This window comes from Silvibacterium bohemicum (genome assembly GCF_001006305.1).
Classification (GTDB): domain Bacteria; phylum Acidobacteriota; class Terriglobia; order Terriglobales; family Acidobacteriaceae; genus Silvibacterium; species Silvibacterium bohemicum.
The window spans coordinates 257,223-274,861 of record NZ_LBHJ01000001.1 but is presented as its reverse complement, the minus strand read 5'-3'; the positions used below and the strand labels follow the sequence as shown (position 1 = coordinate 274,861).

Below are 17,639 nucleotides of genomic sequence, written 5' to 3'. Positions count from 1 at the left end.
AATTGACCATGACCCTGCGGACCAAACCAATGAAAAATCCCCCTGCCCGTAGCAAAACGTCCGGCTTGCCCGATGTTCGCATTCTGCTTGCGGATGACCATCCCGTGGTACGCATCGGCGTACGCAACATGCTGCAATCCGATGAAGGATTCAGCGTGGTCGGCGAAGCTGGCGACGGCGATGAGGCCATCACCCAGACGCTCGACCTGCTCCCCGACATTCTCCTGCTTGACCTGAACATGCCGCGACTCCCTGGTCTCGAAGCGATGCGCGCCATCATGAGCGGATCGCCCACGGTGAAGATCATCCTGCTCACCAGCACCGTCACGCCCCAGGAGATCATCGAGGCGCTGCAGATCGGCGCCCGGGGAATCGTGCTCAAGGATGCCCTTGCCGATCACCTGAGCAATGCGATTCGCACCGTAGTCGCCGGCGATTACTGGATCGGCGGACGGCGCGTCGTGAATCTGGTGGGCGCACTGCACGAACTGATGAAGCAAGCCGCCGTTCCGGAGCGTAAAACCTTCGGTCTCACGCCTCGAGAGATGGAAGTGGTGGGCTGCATCGTGGAAGGCTGCAGCAATCGCGACATCGCCAAGCAATTCACGCTGAGCGAAGAAACCGTCAAGCGGCACTTATCGAATATCTTCGATAAGACGGGCGTTTCGACGCGATTGGAACTTGCGATGTTTGCGCTTGCGCACCGATTGGTTGCCCCGCAAGCATAATTTTTCCTTACCATAGTTACACTTCTTCCGGCTTCGAGCGCTTATGAAAGGCGCTTGAGCCACCCCTATCTTCATTCTTCGCATCCATGCTTATCGGACGCGCGCAATAAGAGCCCTTCAAGCGCGCGATACCCCTGGGCCGCTTCGCGCGCCGGAGAAAGATGGATTGAAGATATGAAGAAGAAACAACTCTTGACTTGGATAACATGTGCGGCGTGCGGAGTAGCCGGCGCGCAGGAAATGAATCCCACAGCGAATCACCAATGGCCTCAACAGCAGCAGCAACAGCCGCAGGCAGAAATGCGGGACGGCGTGCCTGTTTACAAGGTAACTGTGGTCGGCCGGGATATTCCCGCGATCAACTACTTCCATCGCAGCGGAGCGACCAAGATCGGCTTCCAGGGAACGAGCTTGATGGCTCAAAGCAAGGGTTCGGCATCGGTCGAAAGCCGGCGCGGCCGCATGGTCATCGACGCTAAATTCGAAGGTTTGGTTCCGGCCAACAGCTTCGGCGTTGAATATCTCACTTATGTTCTTTGGGCGATTACTCCCGAAGGACGTCCCATCAACTTAGGTGAAGTTCTTCCCGATGGATCGAAGAGCGCGATCACGGTGACCACCGACCTGCAGGCCTACGGACTTATCGTGACCGCGGAGCCATATTACGCAGTGACGATGCCCAGCGATCTCGTCGTTCTGCAAAACTTTGTCGTGCCGGATAAGACCCAGGGAATCATTGAGCAGGTGAATGCTCACTTCTCTCTGTTGCCGCGCGGAGCTTATGTGCAGACCGCGGGCGAGCATTCGGTGCTTCATCCCATCAATCGGAATGAGCGTTCTCCTCTCGAGTTGTACGAGGCTATCAACGCCATACAGATCGCGGAAGCCGAGGGAGCCGATAAGTACGCGGCGGATACCCTGGCGACGGCCAAGCAGGATCTGGGGAACGCTCAGGATTTCGACGAGCACAAGAAAGACCGCAAGCAGGAGATCACCTACGCGCGCGAGGCGGTGCAGACCGCGGAAGATGCGCGCATCATGACCATCCGCAAGATGAAGGCAGAAGACGACCTGCATCAGCAGCAGGCTCGCATGCAGGCCGAACAGTCCGCGCAGCAATCGGCGCTGGCGGCACAGCAAGCGGCAGCCGAAAAGGCTCAAGCGGAAGCCCGCGCTGCGGAGGCGGAGGCGGCGGCAGAGCGAGCGAAGGCAGAACAGGCCGCAGCCCAGCACCAGGCGCAGCAGGCTACCGACCAGACCGAACAGATGCGCGAGAAGCTGAAGACCCAGCTCAGCGCCGTTCTCGAGACTCGGGAAACAGCGCGGGGACTGATCGTGAACATGTCGGATGTATTGTTCGATTTCAATAAGTACACGCTTAAGACGGACGCCCGCGAGAAGCTGGCCAAGGTATCGGGCATTCTTCTCTCCTATCCTGGATTGAATCTGCAGGTGGAGGGCTATACCGACAACGTGGGCACGGATGAATATAACCAGAAGCTCTCCGAAGAGCGCGCCGACGCGGTTCGCGACTACCTGCAGAGCCAGGGCGTATCCCAGAGCAACATCAGCGCCGCGGGCTATGGCAAGAGCGATCCGGTAGCGGATAACTCCAGCGCCTCGGGCCGTGCGGAGAATCGCCGCGTGCAGTTGGTCGTCTCCGGCAACTCGATCGGCGTGCAGGAGTCGGCTCCCACCTCGGGCGGTGCGGCATCGATGAATTCGCCGCAACCTCCTGCTCAACAGCAACCGGCCAAGCCCTATGCCACCGGGGTTTCAAGCGAGCCCCAGCAATAAGACTTCTCTCGTGAACAAACCTATGGCCGCTCGTTCAGAGCGGCCATTTTTTTCTGCCTCGATTCCCTTTGGGTCGATTTCTCTCTGTGCGTCATCCAATCAAGAAAACGGCATTTCGCAGGAGATTGCATGCGCATCGCATTTTTGGGCCTGGGCAAGATGGGGAGCGCCATCGCGCGTCATCTCATCGGGGCGGGTCATGAACTGACAGTCTGGAATCGTAGCCTGGATAAGACGCAGACGCTCAAGAGCGCGGGAGCGAATGTCGGCGGCACGCCGTCAGAAGCGGTGGCCGGCGCTGAGATCGTCTTCACCATGTTGATGGACGACACATCTCTCGTTCACGTTGTCTACGAGAGCGGCTTGCTCGCGGCAATTGCGCCGGGAGCCATTCACGTCTCTCTCAGCACGATCAGCGTTGCGCTTTCCGATCGGCTGACCGCCGATCATCGTGCGAGAGGCCAGGACTTCGTAGCTGCTCCGGTCTTCGGACGGCCGAATGTCGCCGAAGATGGAAAGCTTTGGGTGGTGGCGGCAGGCGCCGACGCTTCAATCCAGCCGGTTCGGCCGCTGCTCCAATCCTTTAGCCGGGGCGTGACCGTCGTCTCGGAAAAACCCTCAAGCGCACATGCCCTCAAGCTCGGCGGAAATTTCCTCATCACCGCAATGATCGCCTCGCTCTCCGAAACGCTGGTGTATGCGGAGGCCAACGGCATCGAGCCTGCGCTTTTTTTAGAGACCATCAACAGCGCGCTCTTCCAATCGCCGTTCTACCAGGCTTATAGCAAGATCATTCTCAACCCGCCTCAACCGCCGGGAGGAACAATCGGCCTGGGCGAAAAGGATATGCGCCTTTTTCGCGAAGCGGCACATAACGCGGGAGTCAAAACTCCTCTGGGCGATGCCTTCGCCGCTCATCTGGAGAATGCCATCGAAGCCGGAATGCGGGACGAAGACTGGGCTGCCGGATACTATCGGCTGGCCAAAGCCAAGACGCTCGAGCAGCAGTGACTTACGATACCTCTATGGGAAAGCTGCAAGGAAAGACTGTCTTCATTACCGGAGCGAGCGCCGGCATCGGCGCAGCCTGCGCACAGGCTTTTGCTCAGGAGGGCGCTCGTTTGCTGCTGGCGGCGCGCCGTATCGATCGTTTGAATGAAATGACGCCCGGACTCAAGCAGGCAGGTGCTGCGGACGTGCATGCCTTTGCGCTCGATGTTCAGCAGAACGCCGCAGTAACGAGTGCAGTCGAGAATCTTCCCGAGGAATGGAAGCGGATCGATGTGCTGGTCAACAATGCCGGCCTCAGCCGCGGCCTGGACAAGCTCTATGCAGGTCACACCGAAGACTGGGACGAGATGATCGACACCAACGTGAAGGGACTGCTCTACGTCACGCGCGCCGTGGTGCCCGGCATGGTGGAGCGCGGGTCAGGGCACGTGATCAATATGGGCTCGACCGCCGGAGAGATGACGTATCCCAGCGGCGCGGTCTACTGCGCCACCAAGGCTGCCGAGAGAGCCATCAACGATGGGTTGCGCCAGGACCTGCTCGGAACGCCGGTGCGCGTGACCAGCATCGATCCAGGCATGGTCGAAACCGACTTCAGCCTGGTTCGTTTTCGCGGCGACGATGAGCGCGCCGCCAAGGTCTATCAGAACATCACGCCGCTTTCACCCGCGGACGTTGCAGACGCGATTGTATGGACGGCAACGCGGCCGTCGCACGTCAACATCGCCCGCGTGTCGATGACATCCATCGATCAGGCGAATTCCATGATGTTCAATAGAAAGCAACGGTAGCAGTTACGGAATTTGATTCAGGCGCGCCTCGATGTCGGCCAAAGCGGCCTCCAGCGCAGCGCGCCGGTGGGGACTCGAGGTACGTTCATCCAAAATGCGCTCACGCTGTAACTCAAGTGCTTGGCGTTGACGCTGTCGTTCGGCGTGCGCGGCACTGGCCACACGGTGGTTGATTGCGTTCGAAGACGCGGCTTCCTGATCGGCGACCTGATCTTCGACTGACTTGCTTTCCCATCCTCTGGCCATACCTTTATGCTAACCCCAAAGCGCCCTATCCGCCGCAGATATGGCGCTTCCCTGAAGAAAAGCGGCAGTCTTTTGTAACGGAGAAACGATGAAAGTTTGGGAAATATCTGCCTTCGGCCTCGACCATCTTGCACTTACAGAACGGCCTATGCCTCAACCCTCGGGCACCCAGGTCGTGGTCAAGGTCTACGCTGTTTCGCTCAATTATCGCGATCTGCTGACGGTCTCGGGCCGCTACAACCCGAAGATGGCGTTGCCACGGATTCCCTGCTCCGATGGCGCGGGTGAGGTTGTTGCGATCGGCGAAAAGGTGACGCGCGTAAAAATCAGGCAGCGTGTGGCCGGCATTTTCATGCAGAACTGGATCGATGGACCTCCCGAGGCGGCCAAGCAGCGCGGCGCACTGGGCGGCGATATCGATGGGACCCTGGCTGAATTCGTGCTGGTGGACGAAAACGGACTGGTTGAGATTCCTGCTCATCTCAGCTGGGAGGAGGCCGCGACTCTACCCTGCGCCGCCGTTACCGCATGGAATGCGGTGGTTCACGCAGGACAAACCAAGGCGGGAGATACCGTCGTGATTCAGGGGACGGGCGGGGTTTCCATCTTCGCCCTGCAATTCGCCAAGATGCTGGGAGCGCGAGTGTTAGGGACTTCGAGCAGCGACGAAAAACTGGCTCGCGCCGGGAAACTGGGGCTCGATGCCGGCCTCAACTACAAGCGCCAGGAGGATTGGGCGAAGTGGGTCGTAGAACAGACCGGCGGCCGGGGAGCGGACCTGGTAATCGAAGTGGGCGGCGCTGGCACGTTTGGGCAATCCGTGAGAGCGATTCGCGTGGGCGGCCGGATCGCACAGATTGGGGTCCTGGCGGAATCACCTCACCCAATCGAAATCCGATCCCTCCTTCACAAGCAGGCTCACCTGCACGGCATTTATGTCGGCTCCCGGGCAGATTTCGAGGAGATGAACCGGGCCATTGCTCTCAACAAGCTTCAACCCCAGGTGGATCAGCGGTTTAGCTTCGACGATGCGCCTAAAGCCTTAGCCCTGATGGAGAAAGCTTCGCACTTCGGCAAGATCGTAATCCGCCTGACAACGTAATTTTTGCCTCCCCAAGCGACATTTTTCCCGGTCGCGCATCCAATAAAGGCGCTTAGTAGCCCTCACTGCCCGCGCACTGCAGGTCCCTCCGAGTGGCACCTCGGATACGAGACGAAAAGGGGAGGCCAGAAAAATGAATATTTTCCTTACGATTTTCAATTTCTTCTATGAGATTTTTTTCGGGTGTAGCCACGAAAGGCTGACTCGTCCCTTCACGCTTCAGGAACAGACCTACAAAGTCTGCCTTGATTGCGGAAACCAAGTTTATTACTCACCCATCACCATGCGCCCGCTCAGCGCGCGCGAAGTTCGCCGCATGAAAGCTGTGCAGGCCAGCGAAGTGAGAGTGATGGCGCCGGTTTCAAGCACGCCTTCGATGATTCAGCCGAACGAGCGCAAGTCGAACGCTGCTTGATTTCATCCGCTCTCTCGAGAGGGCGGGATCCGTGTAAGGGAGTGCATCCGCACTCCTTTTTTATTGCAGGAACAGTTTTCCGCTCCTTACGGCAGAGATAACTCAAGATTCGATCAAGCGCGTTCCCATACCAAAGTAGAAGCCGCGTCTCTACGCCACGGTAAGGTCCTGCGCGCCAGGATTTGCATCTCGGACAGTGAAACGATCTTTCATCCTCAGGAATGGAAGCTCAATGAGGTGATAGCTACACACCGAAACGAACAGGACGATGAGGAAATACAACGCCACGGCGAGCGCTTCACCGAAGGAGCGGACGTGGGCTGGAAAGAGTTTGAGAACAGGCTGGAAAGAATGCCGGAGGAGAGGCTGCAACGGCACATGGTAGACGTAAAAGCCATAGCTGTATCTGCCGAGAAAACGCAGGGGCGGTAACGTCATCACGCGACTCACCACGGACGATGGCCGCAACGAGCAGAGAATAAGGCCGGCCGCCGCAAAGTCGATAAGGCTGAAGCCATACGTAGACACCCAGCCGGAAGAAGTGGACAGATAGCCAAGCCGCCAATGGTTATTCGCCAGATAGGCTGCAACGAAGAGAACCAACGAGACCCCAAAAATCTTATTGGAATGACGCAGCATGCGGTCTTTTTCGGGACCTCTCAGCCAGAGCGCCAACAGTCCGCCGAGAAGGAATGCGTCGCACTGAGTAAAGGTCATGCGGTACAGAAAGTCCATCGATAAAGTGTTTTCCGGCAGAAGCTTCCAGAGAACGGCACGGAGGATCGGCACAAACACGATGGTCAAAATACAAATTCGGATAAGCTTTTTACGTTCGCGGAGATGAAACACAATGAATGGCCAGATCAGATAGAACTGCTCTTCGACAGCAAGAGACCAAAAATGTCCGATTTCCAGAGGCAGCCGAGGACCATTGAAGGTGTAGATCCGATCAGGAAGCTTATTACCGGCGATGAGTCGGATGTAGTTGCCCAGATAGGTCAACCAGAGGAAGTGAATCGGCCTCCACTGCCCTGCTAGCAGCAAAGCCGCCAACAGAATCAATATCCAGGCGAAATAGTACAGCGGGAATATTCTGAGAGTCCGGCGGACGTAGAAATTACGAAAGCGATGAAGTTCGCTCCGATTGTCATAAAGAATGCCGGTGATTAGAAATCCGGAGAGGACGAAGAAGATGGGGACGCCGGTCCATCCTACCGCCAGCGTTCGAGCGCCCAGGTAGTGGAGAGTAAATACCAAAGTCACGGCTATCGCACGAACGCCATCCAGACCCGCATACCAGTGCCTGGGTGAACTCGCAGTGGCGGCAGGTTGTTCGATCACATTGGCCAGGGCCAATCCAGGCTCCTTCTCTCCAGCCACTAAAACCGAATCAGCTGGGACTTGATTACAGATCGCCTCATGGCGGTTTTAAGAGACAATCCTGCGATCAGGTTCGAAATAGCTGAAGGCCAGAACTATTTCCGGGGTCGATCTATCGACGCTTTCGTATCCATACCCGATGCAACACAACGAGCCAAGAGCGAACATGCTCCGCAAGATTCTCGAATATTCATTGTGACCGAAGCCAATCGGCATGCACAATGCCGCGCCAGCTAGCTGCTTTCGTATACTGGAGTCAATGTCTCCTTACTCTTTCGCCGACTGGACAACACCCCGGTGATCGTCGAAATCTCCGGCCTCAGCAAGGTCTATCAGGACAAGCAGCAGCGCGTGACGGCGGTCGACGGCATCGACCTCACCGTCGAAAAAGGCGAGTTATTCGGGCTGTTGGGCCCGAATGGCGCGGGCAAGACCACCACCATCGGCATCTGCACGACGCGCGTTCTTCCTACCAGCGGCAAGGTCACGATTGCCGGTATCGACGTGGTGGCGCATCCGGCGGCTGCGCGCCGCAATATCGGAGTGGTTCCGCAATACAACACCCTCGATCGTTCGCTCACCATCTTCGAGAACCTCTACTTCCATTGCAAATATTTCGGCTACAGCGGTGCGGATGCGCAGCAGCGATCGAAAGACTTGCTGGCCCAGTTCCATCTCGAAGAGCGCGGCACGAACTTTCCTAATCAGCTCTCCGGCGGACTGCAGCAGCGCGTGCAGATCGCTCGCGCGATTGCACATCGGCCGGCAGTGCTCTTTCTCGATGAGCCCAGCGCCGGCCTCGATCCGCAAAGCCGCATCGCCATGTGGGACGCGGTGCGTTCGCTGCGCGAGGAAGGCATCACCGTGGTTCTGACCACGCATTACATGGAAGAAGCCGATGAGCTCTGCGAACGCGTGGCGATCATCGATCACGGCAAGGTGCTGGCGCTCGATGCGCCTGCTCATCTCAAGACGACTCTCGGCGCGGACACGGTAATCGAGTTGACTCTGCGCCAGAACGACGGCAAGCAGCCGCTCATCGACAGGCTGAACGCGTTGCCGCAGATCAGAGGCCTGGAGATGACCAGCGCCGGGCTGCGGCTCTTCGCGCAAGGCGTCGACGGCCTGCTTCCCGAGATCCTGCAGGCAGCGAACAACTACGGGGTGCGCGATATCCGGATGAACGAGCCCAATCTGGAAACGGTATTCATCCGTCTGACCGGGAGAGATCTTCGTGAGTAGCGCGATGGAAACAAAAAATCACTCTTTTGCTTCGGCATTCGCCGGGATGATGCTGCGCGACCTGCGCGTTTTAAGGCGCGAGATCGGTCCCTTCGTGCTCCGCATCATCATGCAGCCGCTGCTTTTTCTCTTCGTGTTCACTTATATTTTCCCGCGCATTGGACAGGGCAACGCTGTAGGCGGCGCAAACTTCGCCACCGTGTTGCTGCCGGGACTGATGGCTGTCGCCATTATGTTCAGCGGGATTGCCGCCGTCGCCCTGCCGCTGTCGCAGGAGTTCGGCATAACACGCGAGATCGACGACCGTGTGATGTGCCCGCTGCCGGTGGCCGCAGTGGCCATCGAGAAGATCTGTTTCAGCTCCGTCCAAAGCATCCTTGCCGCTCTGCTGGTCGTTCCTCTCGCGTATCTGATTCCGGCGACGCCGGTGCACGCGCATGTGGCCAGCTGGCCGATGCTGGTGGCCACCCTGATCCTGGCCAGCCTGGTCTCCGGTGCGTTGGGCTTGACCATCGGCTCCAACGTAAAGCCGCAGCAGATCGGCCTGGTCTTCTCCATTGTCGTGGTGCCAATCACCTTCCTGGGCTGCGTGTACTACCCCTGGGCGGTGCTGAGCCATGTCCGGTGGCTGCAGATTGCGGTGCTGCTCAATCCCATCGTTTATATGAGCGAGGGGTTGCGGGCGGCGCTTACACCCGGGGTGCCGCACATGCCTTCCCTGCTGATTCTGGTCGCGCTTTTGGCCTCGCTGGGGCTGCTCGGGACTTTTGGAATCAAAGGTTTCCTGCGACGGGTTATTTCCTGAAACTAACCTTCTCGCTCCGGCGCTGGTTACGGAAGTGCAAATGTGTTCACCTCAGAGTTAAGCTTCCCATCTAAGATGGAGGCTTCCAGGATGGAAAATTCCAGGACCAGGATTACCCCCTCCTGACGTGTATGTCGAAGCGCTTAAGCCGAAAATTCGCAGCCGCACTGCCGTCTCTGCTCCTGGCCATTGCCGGATGCGGCGTGGGCCAGTACAGCGGCCTGGGCGCAAACGGCGGCTCTTTCTCCATCGCGTCGTCTTCGAATTCCATCGCAACCAACGGGCAGGTGCAATTTACGGCTTTGCTGCCCAGCGGCGAACCCGCGGCGGTGAGCTGGTCGATTGCCGAAGGCGAGAATGCCTCTTCTCTTGGAGAGGGACATGTCGACGCCAATGGCCTGTACACGCCGCCCAGCGCCGTGGCTCGCGACACCGTGCATATTCGTGTTCTGGCTACACTCAAGAGCGATCCGACCTCGCAGGCCAGCCAGCTGATTACTGTCTCTCCGGGATTCGTTCAGTCGCTTCTGCCGCAAAATGCCGCTCTGACCGCGGGGAATTCGGTGGAAGTAACGGCGGAGGTCGCGGAGGTCAACGCGGGGAAGGTGAGCTGGTCGTTAAGTGGCAGTTCGGGAAATGGCGGTTCGGGCGCCGGAGCAGCGGGAGTTCTCACCAACCCAAGCTGCAGCTATAGTCTCGATCAATACACGACCTGCAAGGTCACTTATACCGCGCCCAGCGTGATATCCAGCAAGGAGAGCGTCTCGCTTTCCGCATCAGTGAACGGAACCAACGTGGCATCGCCGCTGAGAATTCTTCTCAACGCGGACGGCTGGAACAGCAATCCCGCGATCAATCAATCCGAACAGAGCGGCGCCATCGCTCTCGGCTCGTCAGGCGGCAACGACAACGACTACGACACCTTCGAAGACCGGGCCGGCACGCCGTATATCGCCAACTGCTGCGGTGGAACCCTCGGCGCGCTGGTCGAGGACACAGCGAAGAACCAATACATCCTGAGCAATAACCATGTGCTCGCGGAATCCGACCAGGGAAAGCCCGGCGACACCATCGACGAGCCCGGCCTGATCGACAACGGCTGCGTGCCGTTGAGCCAGGCGGGGTCTACGCTGCGGCCGGTGGGCACGCTGAAGTATTTCGTTCCCCTGGCCAGCCATCAGAGCAATGTTGACGCGGCGCTCGCCGCTGTCTCCTCAGGCGCAGTCGACCCCGCCGGCAGCATTCTGCAGCTTGGGGAATCAACCGGCAGCGGCGTGCTCGCCTCGGCTCCTCCGGTAGCGGGGACCGGCGAAAAGCTCGACGCCGACAACCTGGGCAGCCTGGAGCTGGTCAAGAGCGGACGAACCACCGGCCTTACCTGCTCCAGCGTGGAGAGTGTGGATCTAAGCATCCGTATCAACTACTTTCAGGACTGCGCCGAGACTCGTCCCTACTCCACCAAAACATTTACCGGCCAGATTGGCATTGCCGGCGATCACTTCTCCGATAGCGGTGACTCGGGAGCGCTGGTTGTGGACGCCAGCAATGCCGAGCCGGTTGCGCTGCTCTTCTCCGGAGGCACGGATGGAAACGGAGCCGGGCTGAGCGTAGCCAACCCCATCTCCGATGTACTGCAGGAACTAAGCTCGCAGGCTGGAAGCCGTCTCACCATCGCCGGCACCAATCAGCCGCACAAGGTGGCGTGCGTGCAGTACGAGACCAAGCCATCCGATCCCTTTGCCAAGCTGGTTGTTCCGCCGGATGCGGCCGCACACGCGAAGTTCATTGCCGAAACCAGCGGCCAGTCGCTGCTGCAGCGGGAGGCAGGCGTGCTGGCCATCGCCAGCGGCAAGAGCCTCGACAGCCCGGGCGAAGCGGCGCTCATCGTCTACACCGATCAGAGCAAGAGCTTTGTCAGCGTGCCCCAGTCCTTCGATGGATTGCGCACGCAGATCGTTCCAACCACCGCCGCTGCAATCGCTCGCGATCAGGCACCCGATCATCCGGCGCCCACGACTGGCATTCATCTCTCCGCGAATGTTCTTGCCGGAGCATCTGCCGTCGTGAAGCAATACGCGCCGGAGATGCTTCGCGACCCGGCGATCTTCGGCGCCGGAGTTACCGAGAGCCAGGACAACCCCAACGAACCAGCCCTGCTGGTGCTCGTAGATATGGACCGCGCTCCGGCATCCATGCCGCAGAGCCTGGGAGGGCTGCGCGTTCGTTATCTCAAGCTGCATCCATTCCACGTGACCCAATCGAAATACTCCAGCGCGAATCATGCCTCAAGCTGCGCGCTGCGCGGGCTGAAGGCGGTCCGGACGGGAAGAGACGCCTCCGCGATCGATAGCGGCTCACCTGGATTCCCGTTGAACTAGCGCCACCTTTGAAGATGGGAAAAAGTGCCCGTCATCCTGAGTGATCCGGGGTCCCCGGCACGCGCGATGTTCGCGTGTTGGGGCGGTGAAGCGAGGAATCTCAGCGATGTGAAATTATTCACGTCGCTGAGATTCTTCCTCCCGTTGGTCGTCAGAATGACGGTGTGAGGCCAATACTCGCGGGATAACTATTCACAGCAACGCTCAAACCGCGTCGGATGGCTGCAATTCCACGGCTTCGGACTGCAGCATCTGCTCCAGATCCGACGGGAAGAAAAGCGAAAAAACCGTCCATCCGCCCCTGCCGTTCTCATTGCGCGCGAGGCTGCGAATTGACACCGAGCCTTTGTGCTTTTGAATGATTTCGGCGCTCACCCATAAGCCGAGGCCGGTGCCGGTGTCTTCTTTGGTGGTGAAGAACGGCTCGAAGATATGGCGGCGCACCTCGCGGCTCATGCCGGAGCCGGTATCCGCAACGGTAACGCGCACTCCGGCGCTGCCGGAGAGCGGATGACGGCGAACCTGCTGCACGCGCATGGACAGACGGCCGCCTCCGGGCGTCATCGCATCGATCGCATTGGCGATCAGGTTGTTAAGCAGCTGGCGCATCTCGCCGGAAAAGCAGAACAGCTCGACGTCAGATTTGTAACTGCGCACGATCTCTATTTGCAGCGCAGCGGCGCGGCGCTGATGCAGCGCCATGACCGAGTCGAGCAGCGCGCAAACATTCGAGAGCACGGGCTTGGTCGACTGGCGGTAGAAGCGAAGCATCTGCTGCGTGATCTCCGACATACGGACGATTTCGTCCTGTGCGAGCTCGACATACTGCATCGAATTCCGATCGAGCTCGCCATGCCGGATGAGATAGAGCAGGTTGGTGACTGCCTCCAGGGGATTGTTGATCTCATGGGCGATGGACGCAGCCAGACGTCCGGTGGCGGCCAGCTTCTCCGACTTGCGCAGCACCTCTTCGGCGCGGCGGCGCTCCGTGGTCTCGACAAGGATCACGCCCACCCAGCGCACCGTCTGCGTGTCGGTGCGTACGGGATAGATATTCGCCAGCCAGCTGCGAGCGTCCGATACCCCCGCGGCCGGCAACTGTCCGGGCTCTTCGTTGAGCAGCTCCAGATCGCGTACTGCGTATCCTTCATGAAAGACCTGCTTGATGCCCGCGCTCAGCCTACTGGCTGCGGCAGGCGCAAACACATCCTCGATCGCTTTTCCCAAATGCCTGCTGACCGGAAGATCGTTCATCCGAGCCAGGAACTGATTGACCCGCACCATGCGCAGCCGATGATCGAAGAAGGCAAAGCCGATGGGAGCATTGGCCAGCATGGAATCGAGCAGAGCCAGTGTGTCGTTCAGCCCCGCGCGCTGTTCGGCCATCGAGGCCACCATGAGATTGAAGGCGAGTGTGAGATCGGCGGCTTCATTGGCGGAGGAAACAGGAATGGGAAAAGAGCTGGTGTCCTCCGGATCGTGAACCAGCTTTCGCGTCGCCTGCATGAGCACTCCGAGCGGACGCGCAATTGCCCCGGCCATGAAGCTGGCGAAGAGGGTACACGCGGCGATTGCCAGAACCGCCGAAAACAGAGTGATGCGCATCAGGCTCTGCAACTGCTTGCGGTCGCGCGAGTCATCCGGATAGATCCAAACCAGCGCCTGCAATTCGCCATGGATGCGGATCGGCGCGACGGCTTCGCGAGCGTGCGGAGCAGACCAGAAGATCGCAGGCTTACTCAGCTCGTGTAAAAATGTCCGCTCATAGGGCGACAGACTCATGCCGCCCTTGGCTTCCGGCCCATTGCTGACCAGGGTCCGTCCCCGCATGTCTGTGATTTGAACAGAGCGGATGCCGGGGGCTGCCCGCATCGCATTGACAATATGCTCGATCGAAGAGAGCTGCTTATCTTCGAGAGCGGTGCCGCTCTGCAGCGCGATGGTGGATGCCTGATATTCAAGGCGCTGGTCGGTGCGCGACTGAAGCTCCTGTCGCTGCTCTTGAAAGATCAGGACCGAGAGAATCACCAGCACGAGAATTTCGAAGAGGATGAGCCCACCCATCAACTGACCGCGAATTGTGCGGGGTCTCAAAATTCTCATGTACCACCTTTCCTGCGCAGCGCACGCAGCAGGTTCTTCTTAACGAGCCGCTGCCGGAAGCGCGCCGCTCAGCGACATCTTTCTGCTTAAATCGACTGCAATCTGGCGGCCATGAAAGCGACCGTTCTCGATAAATATCTCGCTGGTCCGCGATCCCGCAACGATGACCCCGGCCAGGTAGATTCCTGGCACATTACTCTCCAGTGTCTCGGGATTGCAATCCGGAAGAAGATCTTTGCCTTCGAGATGCACGCCCATCTCTCTCAGAAAGTCGAAATCGGGATGATAGCCGGTGAGCGCGAAGACATAATCGTTGGGGATGGTAAGCTCTCCGCGCCGCGTGTCGAGCGTCACACTGTCGGCTTCAATGCGGAGAACCTGGCTCTTGAAGTGGGCGGTGATTTCACCATTCTTGATGCGATTCTCGATGTCGGGCAGGATCCAATACTTCACGTTCTTGTGAATCTCGGGCCCGCGATGGATCAGAGTTACACGAGCGCCGTGCCTCCACAGATCGAGAGCCGCGATCGCTGCGGAGTTCTTTCCCCCGATGATGACTATGTCGAGGTTGTAGTACGGGTGCGGATCGTCATAGTAGTGGTGTACCTTGGGCAGCTCTTCGCCCGGGATATTCATGTAGTTCGGCAGATCGTAATAGCCCGTGGCAACGATCAGCTTGCGCGTGCGATAGACGCTCTCGCGGCCGAACTTGTCCCGGATAAGCACGCGAAAATCTCCATCGCTTCCGCTGATAGAGAGAACCAGACGGTACTGCCGCGTGTCGAGGTGATAGTGATCCGCGACCTTGCGGTAATACTCCAGCGCTTCGTTGCGCGTGGGCTTGGAGTTGGGACTTGGAAACGGGATGTCTCCGATCTCGAGCAGCTCGGAGGTGGTGAAGAACGTCATGTGCGATGGATAATGGAACAAAGAATTGCAGAGACAGCCCTTATCCAACAGAACGGTGCGAAAGCCCGCGCGCTGCGACTCGATGGCGCACGCCAGGCCGGTAGGACCTGCGCCAATCACCAGTACGTCGAAGTTCTCCTCCGCGGCGATTCCGTTCCGATGGCTCATCTCTTAACTATAGACAATGCGTCTCGGTTGCGAGAAGAACCACCGGGGGCAGCGACGCCCTGCATCCCGTTTGCATTTCATTTAACCTAAGAAAAGGGAATAAAAGGCGCAGAAAAATGGCGACGATTCAGCAGGAAGACCTCATCGAGAGCGTGGCAAACGCGCTGCAGTACATCAGCTACTACCATCCGGTGGATTACATCACCAGCCTGGCCAAAGCGTATGAGATGGAAGAGTCTTCCGCGGCCAAGGATGCGATTGCGCAGATCCTGATCAACTCGCGCATGTGCGCCGAAGGCCATCGGCCGATCTGCCAGGACACGGGCATCGTCACCGTCTTTCTCAAGGTCGGCATGGATGTCCGCTGGAACGCGCAGATGAGCGTCGAGGAGATGGTGAATGAAGGCGTTCGCCGCGCCTATCTGCAACCCGACAACAAGCTGCGCGCCTCCATTCTCGCCGACCCCGCAGGCGCGCGCCGCAACACGCTGGACAACACGCCGGCGGTCATCAATGTGCAATTGGTTCGCGGCGGCGAGGTCGAGGTCACGGTTGCTGCCAAGGGCGGAGGCTCGGAGGCAAAATCGAAGTTCGCCATGCTCAATCCTTCCGACTCGGTTGTCGACTGGGTGCTGAAAACTGTGCCGACCATGGGCGCGGGATGGTGCCCGCCGGGCATGCTGGGCATCGGCATCGGGGGCACCGCGGAGAAGGCCATGCTGATGGCCAAGGAATCGCTCATGGATCCCATCGACATCCAGGACGTGATCGCGCGCGGCCCGCAAAACAACATTGAGGCCATGCGCATCGAGCTCTATCGCAAGGTGAATGAGCTGGGCATCGGTGCGCAGGGGCTGGGCGGATTGACCACCGTTCTCGACGTCAAGATCTACGACTATCCCACGCACGCGGCGAATTTGCCGGTGGCCATGATCCCCAACTGCGCAGCCACACGCCATGCGCACTTCGTTCTCGATGGGTCGGGGCCGGTGGCGCTCGATCCGCCGTCGCTCGAAGACTGGCCAAAGCTCACTTACGACGTTTCGACGGCTCGTCGAGTGAACCTCGACGCCGTGACGCGCGAGGAAGTGGCAACGTGGAAGCCCGGCGAAGTGCTGCTGCTCAATGGCAAGCTGCTCACCGGCCGCGACGCCGCGCACAAGCGCATGACCGACATGCTCAACCGCGGCGAAAAGCTGCCCGTGGACTTCACCAATCGCTTCATCTACTACGTGGGCCCGGTCGATCCGGTAGGCAATGAGGTTGTCGGCCCGGCCGGCCCCACAACAGCTACCAGGATGGACAAGTTCACACGCCAGATGCTGGAGCAGACCGGACTTCTCGGCATGGTGGGCAAGGCCGAGCGCGGGCCGGCGGCCATCGAAGCCATTCGCGACAACAAAGCCGTTTATCTCATGGCCGTCGGCGGAGCTGCGTACCTGGTGTCGAAGGCCATCAAAGCTTCGCGCGTGCTGGCCTTCGAAGACCTGGGCATGGAGGCGATCTACGAGTTCGAGGTCGTGGATATGCCGGTGACCGTTGCCGTGAACTCCGAAGGCATTTCCGTACATCAGACAGGTCCGAAGGAATGGCAGGCCAAGATTCAGAGCCGTATTCAGTCGGGGCTGGCGGGGATTCCGATTCTGGCTTGAAAAGACTCAACTAGGGGCCGATCGATCTTCTGCCCTCCGCTGTGAAATAGAAAAGGGGCTGCTCACGCAGCCCCTTTTCTATGACGCATACGACCGGAGTTTTTACTGCCGTCCAAAGCGATAGACGATACCGGCGTTGAATCCCAGATTGTGCTGCAGTTCGCTGCCGTAATCGGTCATCAGGTAATTCGGCGTGAGGCGGATTGCGAGGCCGGGTCCGAGGTTGTAGTCCAGGCTGGCTCCAACGCTCAGATTGACCGAGTTGCCGTCCGGATAGAGGCCGATGAGCGTCGGCGGCAGACCGCCGGTGCCAGTGCCGAAATTGCCGTGGCCGACGCCGACCAGGACATTGCCGCTCCAGGCCCAGTGCTGGCTCTCATAGAACCGCGCCTGCGGGCCCGCCATGAAGCTGTACTGGCTGATGCTGGGCGCGAAGACCTGAAACTCATTGACGTTTGTGTATGTGGTGCCGTAGTAGCCGCGGAAATCGGCGGTCACACCAAGTTTGCCGCGCACATAGTCGGTGACGCCGATATTCCAGTTCGACTCGTTGATCTTCTGCAGCGACGAGCCGGGGCGAAAGCGCAGATAGCCACCGCCGAAGTAGGTCTCGTACTTATGAGAGTAGGTGTCCTGGATGATCTGCTGGACGCGCAGCTTGCGTCTCGCTCGCACTCTGGCCTGGGCTGCGCGGAGCACTTCCGCCCGCTGTTGCGGGGGCTGAGTCGTCGGAGCCTGGGTCTGGCTCTGGTCCGGCTGCTGCTGCTGATCGGTTGTGCTCTGCGCACACGCTAGAGCTGGCGCGATAGAGAGTACGAGCGCCAAAAACTTACGCTTGCTGAAATGCATGAATCTTGAAGCCTCCACTGCCTGCTAACTCTGGGGGTGGTGAAAGATGACAAAAAATTCCTT

The 17,639-nt window shown here is 59.0% G+C and carries 15 protein-coding genes; 10 read left to right on the top strand and 5 right to left on the bottom strand.

The window, feature by feature from the left end; all coding sequences use genetic code 11:
• Nucleotides 1-29 precede the first annotated feature (29 nt).
• From XX99_RS01205 to XX99_RS01190, 4 genes are all read left to right on the top strand, one after another.
• Entirely contained in the window at nucleotides 30-728 is a 699-nt protein-coding gene (locus XX99_RS01205) for a response regulator (RefSeq protein WP_050058052.1), read from the top strand.
• Nucleotides 729-902: 174 nt separating this feature from the next.
• Nucleotides 903-2,525 carry an OmpA family protein gene (locus XX99_RS01200; protein ID WP_050057553.1) on the top strand — a complete coding sequence of 541 codons (1,623 nt, stop codon included), beginning with the start codon at nucleotides 903-905 and terminating at the stop codon, nucleotides 2,523-2,525.
• 129 nt (nucleotides 2,526-2,654) lie between these two features.
• Entirely contained in the window at nucleotides 2,655-3,536 is an 882-nt protein-coding gene (locus XX99_RS01195; protein WP_050057552.1) for an NAD(P)-dependent oxidoreductase, read from the top strand.
• A gap of 14 nt (nucleotides 3,537-3,550) precedes the next feature.
• Nucleotides 3,551-4,327, top strand: coding sequence for an SDR family NAD(P)-dependent oxidoreductase (locus tag XX99_RS01190; protein ID WP_050057551.1), 777 nt, complete (start codon nucleotides 3,551-3,553; stop codon nucleotides 4,325-4,327).
• Between the two features lie 3 nt (nucleotides 4,328-4,330).
• Here the strand turns inward: XX99_RS01190 and XX99_RS01185 are convergent, their stop codons facing one another.
• Complete coding sequence (locus tag XX99_RS01185; RefSeq protein WP_050057550.1) at nucleotides 4,331-4,573, bottom strand: hypothetical protein; 243 nt, start codon at nucleotides 4,571-4,573, stop codon at nucleotides 4,331-4,333.
• An 88-nt stretch (nucleotides 4,574-4,661) separates the two neighbouring features.
• Between XX99_RS01185 and XX99_RS01180 the strand changes: the two genes are divergently transcribed.
• Both XX99_RS01180 and XX99_RS01175 read left to right on the top strand, forming a co-directional pair.
• Nucleotides 4,662-5,675: a zinc-dependent alcohol dehydrogenase family protein gene (locus XX99_RS01180; RefSeq protein WP_050057549.1), complete on the top strand. Its 1,014-nt coding sequence runs from the start codon at nucleotides 4,662-4,664 to the stop codon at nucleotides 5,673-5,675.
• Nucleotides 5,676-5,808: 133 nt separating this feature from the next.
• A complete protein-coding gene (locus XX99_RS01175; protein WP_050057548.1) occupies nucleotides 5,809-6,090 on the top strand; it encodes a hypothetical protein in 282 nt (93 codons plus the stop codon).
• A 150-nt stretch (nucleotides 6,091-6,240) separates the two neighbouring features.
• Here XX99_RS01175 and XX99_RS01170 read toward each other — a convergent pair whose 3' ends face one another.
• Nucleotides 6,241-7,446, bottom strand: a complete 1,206-nt coding sequence (locus XX99_RS01170) for an acyltransferase family protein (protein WP_050057547.1) — start codon at nucleotides 7,444-7,446, stop codon at nucleotides 6,241-6,243.
• 321 nt (nucleotides 7,447-7,767) lie between these two features.
• On the opposite strand from XX99_RS01170, the gene XX99_RS01165 reads away from it, so the two are divergent.
• From XX99_RS01165 to XX99_RS01155, 3 genes are all read left to right on the top strand, one after another.
• Nucleotides 7,768-8,712: an ABC transporter ATP-binding protein gene (locus tag XX99_RS01165; RefSeq protein ID WP_050057546.1), complete on the top strand. Its 945-nt coding sequence runs from the start codon at nucleotides 7,768-7,770 to the stop codon at nucleotides 8,710-8,712.
• On the top strand, nucleotides 8,705-9,517 hold the full coding sequence (locus XX99_RS01160) for an ABC transporter permease (RefSeq protein ID WP_331386712.1): 813 nt from the start codon (nucleotides 8,705-8,707) through the stop codon (nucleotides 9,515-9,517). Before XX99_RS01165 ends, XX99_RS01160 begins: the two co-directional genes overlap by 8 nt.
• A 131-nt stretch (nucleotides 9,518-9,648) precedes the next feature.
• Nucleotides 9,649-11,895, top strand: coding sequence for a chymotrypsin family serine protease (locus XX99_RS01155; protein WP_050057544.1), 2,247 nt, complete (start codon nucleotides 9,649-9,651; stop codon nucleotides 11,893-11,895).
• Nucleotides 11,896-12,099: 204 nt separating this feature from the next.
• On the opposite strand, the gene XX99_RS01150 is transcribed toward XX99_RS01155, so the two are convergent.
• Both XX99_RS01150 and XX99_RS01145 read right to left on the bottom strand, forming a co-directional pair.
• Nucleotides 12,100-13,998: a sensor histidine kinase gene (locus XX99_RS01150; RefSeq protein WP_082125151.1), complete on the bottom strand. Its 1,899-nt coding sequence runs from the start codon at nucleotides 13,996-13,998 to the stop codon at nucleotides 12,100-12,102.
• Between the two features lie 39 nt (nucleotides 13,999-14,037).
• Complete coding sequence (locus tag XX99_RS01145) at nucleotides 14,038-15,075, bottom strand: YpdA family putative bacillithiol disulfide reductase (RefSeq protein WP_050057542.1); 1,038 nt, start codon at nucleotides 15,073-15,075, stop codon at nucleotides 14,038-14,040.
• A gap of 116 nt (nucleotides 15,076-15,191) precedes the next feature.
• Here XX99_RS01145 and XX99_RS01140 point away from each other — a divergent pair, with 116 nt between their 5' ends.
• Nucleotides 15,192-16,727, top strand: coding sequence for a fumarate hydratase (locus tag XX99_RS01140; protein WP_050057541.1), 1,536 nt, complete (start codon nucleotides 15,192-15,194; stop codon nucleotides 16,725-16,727).
• Between the two features lie 102 nt (nucleotides 16,728-16,829).
• Here the strand turns inward: XX99_RS01140 and XX99_RS01135 are convergent, their stop codons facing one another.
• Nucleotides 16,830-17,576, bottom strand: a complete 747-nt coding sequence (locus tag XX99_RS01135; protein WP_050057540.1) for a hypothetical protein — start codon at nucleotides 17,574-17,576, stop codon at nucleotides 16,830-16,832.
• Nucleotides 17,577-17,639: the final 63 nt, after the last annotated feature.